We start from the raw sequence: 6,063 nt of genomic DNA, 5'->3' as shown, positions 1-6,063 counted from the left end.
AACACCGCCGGACGAGGCCGACACATCCTCCTGCTGCCCCAGCCCTTGCAAGAGATCCAAAACCGCGTCCGGAAAGAGCAGAAGACCCAGGCCTGGCAGGACCGGTATGCCATGAGAGCCGGCTGCGAGGCCACCGTCTCCGAGACCGTGCACGCCCACGGCCTGCGCAACTGCCGCTACCGCGGCACAGCGAAGACCCACGTCCAGCACGTCCTCACCGCAGCCGGAACCAACATCATCCGCCTCCACCAGCATCAGCCGGACGGCGACAGAACCAACCCAGCAACCCGCTTCACGCGCCTGTGCAGGCAACTGCGTGACGGGACTCGAACCCACGACACTTGAAGATCACCAACAGCATCCCGATTACGGGCCAGAGCCGTTGGCTGGACAGTCCCTGTACACCGCCGCAGCCAAACTCCGCGAATTCGGCTGCAACAACGTCGCCGACCAGGTCGAGAAACACGCCGACGAACTCACCCAACAGGTCGCCCTCGCCGGCCTCGGCGGCCTCGAGTCCTGGGCGACCCGCAGGCTCACCCCCCGCGGCCCCAACGTGACGAGCGCACTCGGCATGCCCGGCCTCGGAAGCGAACTCTCCCAGGAGATCGCCCAGCACGGAGCAGTCACCGGCATCCCCGAGCTAAACCTCTGGGGCTTGAAGGCCCGGGATCGAGGGCTCGCCTTCGAGGAGAAGATGGGCATGAGCAACCTGCCCGACAACTTCACCGGTTTCGACCACTTCGACCCGGAAACCGGACTGGCTCTCAGCCTCAAGTCCCTGGACACCACCGCGCCCAGCTACCAGACGGCAGCCGCCATCTTCAACCGGCTGAAGGAAGGCATCGACAACGCTGCAAACCATGCAGGCGACCGCTACCACCCCGACGTGATGCCTCCCAGCGCGATCAAGGACAGGCTGGTCTACGTGATCACCAATGCCAATAAGGCACTGACAACAGGGCAGATCAACGGCATGGTGCGGGCGGAGGAATATGCACACAACCACGGCGTGGTACTGCTGTTCGGTAGCTCGACCGGATGAGAAAGGAAATGAGGACATGAGCTACGACTTCCACATCACCCGCGCACAGGACTGGACCCAGAGCCCGTCGAACCCGATCGAGCCGGGTGAATGGGAAGCACTCGCGGACGCCAGCCCGCTCGTCGAGGAGGGCCCGCCACGAGAGTGGCTCGACATCGGCCTCCAGAAGGGCTACTCGGTTCCCGGCGAGACTGCGGTGTTCTCATGGCGCCGTGGAAGGATCGACATCGTAGGGCGCTACACGGACAACACCGAGACGGCCGCCGAGGCACTCGCGGCAGCCCTCGGCGCACACGTGCGCGGCGACGACGACTGACAGGAACACAAGCAACGGATGGAAGAGTACGCCTACCCCCGGGACGGATCCGAACCGGATCGGTGCTCTGGCGAGACAAGGGCTTTGACATCCCGACAATTTTCAACCGCGTCATGACGGAGGACATACTGATGAGTGGCGTGCGGTGACGGAGAAGATGCTGCACCACGGCGTCCCGTTGGTGGACGAAGTCCCGCCCGAGGGATAGCAAGGCGGGGCCGGCTCGAGCACGCCACACTGCTCGAGCCGGCCCCGACCACATCCAGCCGAACGCCCCCGGCGCAGCAGACGTCCATGTTCCCCGTAGCTCCCAAACGGTGCACCACCAGCCCGTCGACCTCGATCCGTTCGGCCAGGTCGCCCGGGCAGAGTGCGGGCTCCAAAGCCTTCGTCCACATCCTCGAAACACTCGGGGCCCGCCGGGGTGGTGCAACACCTTCGCGCTCGAAGGCTCGAGCCCACCTTGCGCTCGAAAGCGCGGGCCGGCCGGACCGCGGCCGCGGGCGGGAGAGCTGCCGGGCCCGTGTGTGCGACGCTGCACCGCGCGAAGCACGCCGGGCCCCTTCGGCCGCCCAGCGCGCCATCCCCGCGGTTGCTCACCGCGCTTTGGTGGTCCCGAGTTCACCGGTCGTGGGCAGACAGTCTGCGGCGCCCAGTCCCCTCGCCACACCCACCGCATTGACCCGGCTGGTGGGAACCAGGACGAGCTGCGGCGGCAGCTTCCCGCCATTTTCGTCGTAGCTGTACTCCCCCAGGTAGATCCAGTCGCTGGCGGCACCGATGAACAGGGTGTCCAGCTCATAGCCTCCCCCGCAGGCCCGGGCGTTCTGCAGAGGCATGCTGGCGGCCAGGACCACCGCACCCGGGACGGCAGCGAGCATCGTCGCACCGACAACCGCGGCCGCCCACACGCCGCGGTGGGCTTTCCGGAAGCGCCACGTCCTCTGCAGTGCCGCCCCGAGCATCATCGCGTATGCGATGACGACGGCGGCTGCCGGGGCGATCAGCCACCACTCGGGGATGGCAGAACCGAAGTGGTGCCAGGTGACGATGCCCGGGACCACGAGCAGCACGGTCAGGAAAACGAAGACACCCCGGGGAAAACGGCGGAACACGAGCGTGAACCAACGACGCGCCCGGGAACCCGAAGGCACCGCCATGTGCGACAGGAGATAGCCGACCACCGCGACGGCTACGGAGGGGAGCAGCACCCACGAGACGGCGATCTCCCGAAGCACCTGGGCCGGCATCTGACTGAGCACCAGCCCCCACCGGAAACCGCTCGCCTGCATCCGGGCCGCGAGTACGACTCCACCGGCGAACCAGATCACCACGGCGGTCACCGTGAGCGCGGCCGCGGCACCGGCCAGCAGCTCCTTCGCCGTGATCGTCGGGGCGACGTCCGGGCCGGTGGCCTGCTGCTCGGTGGTGTCCACGGTTCAGGGATGCACCGAGCCATCCGATCGCACACGCCCGAATCGCAGATCCACCCGGACAGCCCTGGCCTGCACAGCCCTCCCGCCCAGGTCGGAATACCACGCGATCCCTGACCGGGCCGCACAGACCTCACCGCACGCCGGAGGTGAGGGTCCGGATCCGTCCAAAGCACAGATACCGGCGGAGGAGCGGGCGGGAGGAAGGCGGAAGACGGGCTTCGCGCGTTCGGCGCCGCGGAGGTTCGGCTGGCCGTAGTACCGCTGCCGCCCGCACCCGGGAAGGCGGCGCCCGTCCCCCTCACGGGGGGGGCCTCTCCATCGCCCCCGGCGCTGCCTTCCGGGTCGGCGGGGGACTTCCGGGCCCCATCGGAGGGAGAACTTCGGGCTCGCCCTCTTCGGGTACGACCTCGCCGTCGGCGATCGCGTAGAGGTGCTCGACCCTGGCCTTCTTGGCTGCGTAGTCGGGATCCTTCGAGGGTTTCCAGGTCTTCACGCTTTGAAAAGGAGACGCCTTCCTCGCGGAGCAGGATGCGAAGGCCCTCGTGGCTGATGTCGTCGACCACCCCCTCGGCGACCAGAAGGTCGGCCAGCTCGGCCAGGCTCCAGGTCGAGAACGGCGGGCCGTGCTCGGCCGGCCTGGACTTCGCGATCTTCTTGACCTCCCGGCGCTCGGGCAGCGTGAACGTCGTGGGCCGTCCGCCCTTGTACTTCGGGTAGAGCGAGTCGAAGCCGTCAGTGTTGAAGTCGTGGATCACATCCGGACCCGGTTCGCGCTGGTGAACGTCACGTCGGCGATCTTCGCCACGGTCATGCGCTGGGCGGACAGCAGCACCGTCTGGGCCCGCCTCCAGGTCACCACCGACCCGGTACCCCGCCGGACGATCCGCAGCAGCCGTCTGCCCTCGTCGTCATCGATCTCACGGACCTGCACGCGTTTGGGGGCGTTGCGGGTGGCGAGCACCTCGTTGCCGCGGCCGGTGAAGGCCGCGGGTGGCGAGCACCTCGTTGCCGCGGCCGGTGAAGGCGAAGTCGTCGATACCGGCCAGGCCGGTTGCCCTCACCTGCGGTACTCCCGCCCGGCTTCCGTGACGGATCGGGATGCGCACGAGGGTGCCCTCGTCGAGGTCGGTCACCCAGAGCGCGCCGCCGTGCACCTTCGCGCCGTTGGCTCCGAGGAAGCCGGTCGAAGCGATCATCTTCTGCTGCTCGGGGTCCTGGCGACGCAGCCGGGTAAGCTTCTCCCGCTCGGGGCTGGTGAGCTCGCCGGGCCGGCCCTCCAGAACTGCGGCGTTCCCGCGCTGTCGGCGACCACGAAGGCCCAGGCCGCCGGACTCGGGTTGCCCTTGGCCGCTCCGTCACATGCTGCGATCGCTCGGTCCACCATGCCACCGCTGATCGCAGGGTTTCCGCGCACACCCGTACGGCCCGGCGCCGACCGCGCCGCCCCCCGGGGGCCCGTCGGACAGGCCTCAGGTCGCCGCGGCCTCGGCTCGGGCGAAAAGCCGTACCAGTTCGTGGAAGCGGTAGCGGCCGGGGCCGGGAGAGTCCAGCAGCCCGGCGTTCACGAGCCGTTCCGCCATTCCGGACGCGGCCTCCTCCGGCAGCCCGAGTACGGCGGCCGCCTCCTCGGTCGACCAGTCGGACGGGAGGAGTCCAGGACCGGCGAGGCGCCGGAAGGCGGCGGCGAGTTCATCGGTCAGCCGCCGGTAGCCGAGTCGGAGCTCGGACTCGATGGCGAGATCGCCGACACGCAGCTCGCCCAACCGGCGGTCCTCGTTCGTCAGGCGGGCGGCGATGGCGGCGAGGCTCCAGGAGGGCCGGGCCGCGATCTTGGTGGCCGCGATGCGCAGCGCGAGGGGCAGACCACCGCAGGCTGCCGCGATGTCGTCTGCGGCGGCCCGCTCGGCGGCGATCCGGGGGTGCCCGACGACGGCGGACAGGAACTCGACGACCTCGGCGTGCGCGAGGAGGCCGAGCTCCACGGCGAGGGAGGGACGGAGCCCGGGCAGGCGGGCGCGGCCGGTGACCAGCACGGCGCAGGAGGATCCGCCCGGCAGGAGGGGACGGATCTGCTCCTCGTCCCGGGCCTCGTCGAGCACCACCAGGACGCGTCGTCCGGCCAGGACGGTGCGGTAGAGCTCCGCGCGCTCCCCCGGGTGCGCGGGGATCGCTGGTGCGGGCACGCCGAGGGCCCGCAGGAAGCCCCCCAGGACCTCGGCAGGGTCGGCCGGTTCACCCCGTACGCCGCTCAGGTCGGCGTAGAGCTGGCCGTCGGCAAAAGCGGCACGGACGGTCCGGGCCGCCCGTACGGCCAGGGTGGTCTTCCCGACGCCTGCGGCGCCCGAGACCGTGACAAGGGCCGCCGTCGGACCTTCCCGGGTGAGGCCATTCGCGATCGCCTCGACCTCCGCGGTCCGTCCGGTGAAGTCACCGACATCAGCGGGAAGTTGGGCCGGTCGTTTCGCCGTCGCGGCGCTCGGCGCCACCCCGTGGGCCGGCCCGGTGGCAGGCGACGGCGGCGCGAGGCCGGGATCCGCGGCCAGGATGCGCTGCTGCAATCGCCGCAGGCCGGAGCCTGGCTCGACGCCCAGTTCCTCGGTCAGCACCCGGCGGGTGGCGGTGAACACCTCCAGGGCTTCCGCCTGCCGGCCGCTGCGGTAGAGGGCGGCCATCAGCAGCCCCCTGGGGTTCTCCCGCAGCGGGTGCTCGGCGCACAGGGCGGTCAGCTCCTCCACCAGCCGCGCATGGCCGCCCAGGCCGAGTTCCAGTTCCAGGCAGCTCTCGAGAACGGCCAACCGCCGTTCGGTGAGACGCTCCCGCTGCCGTTCGGCGTAGGGGCCCGGGACGCCGGAGAGCGCGGTACCCGTCCACAGCCCCAGCGCCTCGCGGTAGAGCCCGGCGGCGGCCGCCGCCTCCCCGCGATCCTGCCGGCGGGCCGCCGCGTCCGCCAGGACGTCGAACTCCGCGGTGTCCAGACCCCGGTCCGCGAGCTCCAGGACGTAGCCCCCCGCCCGGGAGACCAGGATCCTCGCCGCATCGCCGGCTTCCGCCCCGATCGTCGCCCGCAGGCGTGAGACGTGGTTGCGCACCATCGCGGCGACGGACGGCGGCGCGCTCTCCCCCCAGACCCGCCGGACGAGTTCATCGGCCGTCACGACCCGGCCCGCGCTCAGGGCGAGCACCGCCAGAACGGCCTGGCGCTGTCCGGCTCCGGCGGCGATCTCGTGCCCGCCGTGCTGGATCCGCACCGGACCCAGCAGAGAGAT

Annotated in this window: 6 protein-coding genes and 2 pseudogenes; 3 read left to right on the top strand and 5 right to left on the bottom strand. The window is 70.3% G+C overall.

Translation table 11 applies throughout. The features are described 5' to 3' along the window. The 3 genes from ACIOFR_RS38405 to ACIOFR_RS38395 form a co-directional block, all read left to right on the top strand. Positions 1-345 (top strand): transposase (locus ACIOFR_RS38405; protein WP_401004880.1); only part of this gene is annotated, 345 nt, incomplete at its 5' end. Next, positions 317-1,045 carry a hypothetical protein gene (locus ACIOFR_RS38400; RefSeq protein ID WP_401004878.1) on the top strand — a complete coding sequence of 243 codons (729 nt, stop codon included), beginning with the start codon at positions 317-319 and terminating at the stop codon, positions 1,043-1,045. The genes ACIOFR_RS38405 and ACIOFR_RS38400, both read left to right, overlap by 29 nt. 16 nt (positions 1,046-1,061) lie before the next feature. Continuing rightward, a complete protein-coding gene (locus ACIOFR_RS38395; RefSeq protein ID WP_401004877.1) occupies positions 1,062-1,361 on the top strand; it encodes a hypothetical protein in 300 nt (99 codons plus the stop codon). Positions 1,362-1,957: 596 nt separating this feature from the next. On the opposite strand, the gene ACIOFR_RS38390 is transcribed toward ACIOFR_RS38395, so the two are convergent. From ACIOFR_RS38390 to ACIOFR_RS38370, 5 genes and pseudogenes are all read right to left on the bottom strand, one after another. Then, a complete protein-coding gene (locus ACIOFR_RS38390; protein WP_401004875.1) occupies positions 1,958-2,797 on the bottom strand; it encodes a hypothetical protein in 840 nt (279 codons plus the stop codon). Between the two features lie 282 nt (positions 2,798-3,079). After that, positions 3,080-3,758: pseudogene (locus tag ACIOFR_RS38385) on the bottom strand (helix-turn-helix domain-containing protein); the annotation flags it as partial. Then, positions 3,715-3,993 (bottom strand): hypothetical protein, encoded by a 279-nt coding sequence (locus ACIOFR_RS38380; protein WP_401004873.1) that lies wholly within the window; start codon positions 3,991-3,993, stop codon positions 3,715-3,717. The pseudogene ACIOFR_RS38385 and the gene ACIOFR_RS38380, both read right to left, overlap by 44 nt. Before the next feature lie 68 nt (positions 3,994-4,061). After that, positions 4,062-4,181: pseudogene (locus tag ACIOFR_RS38375) on the bottom strand (ribonuclease HI); the annotation flags it as partial. A gap of 85 nt (positions 4,182-4,266) precedes the next feature. Continuing rightward, entirely contained in the window at positions 4,267-6,045 is a 1,779-nt protein-coding gene (locus tag ACIOFR_RS38370) for a BTAD domain-containing putative transcriptional regulator (RefSeq protein ID WP_401004871.1), read from the bottom strand. Between the last annotated feature and the right edge of the window lie 18 nt (positions 6,046-6,063).

The sequence above is a fragment of the Kitasatospora sp. NPDC088346 genome (assembly GCF_044740765.1).
GTDB lineage: Bacteria > Actinomycetota > Actinomycetes > Streptomycetales > Streptomycetaceae > Kitasatospora.
The sequence above is the reverse complement of the archived record's forward strand: the minus strand, read 5'-3'. Positions and strand labels throughout refer to the sequence as shown.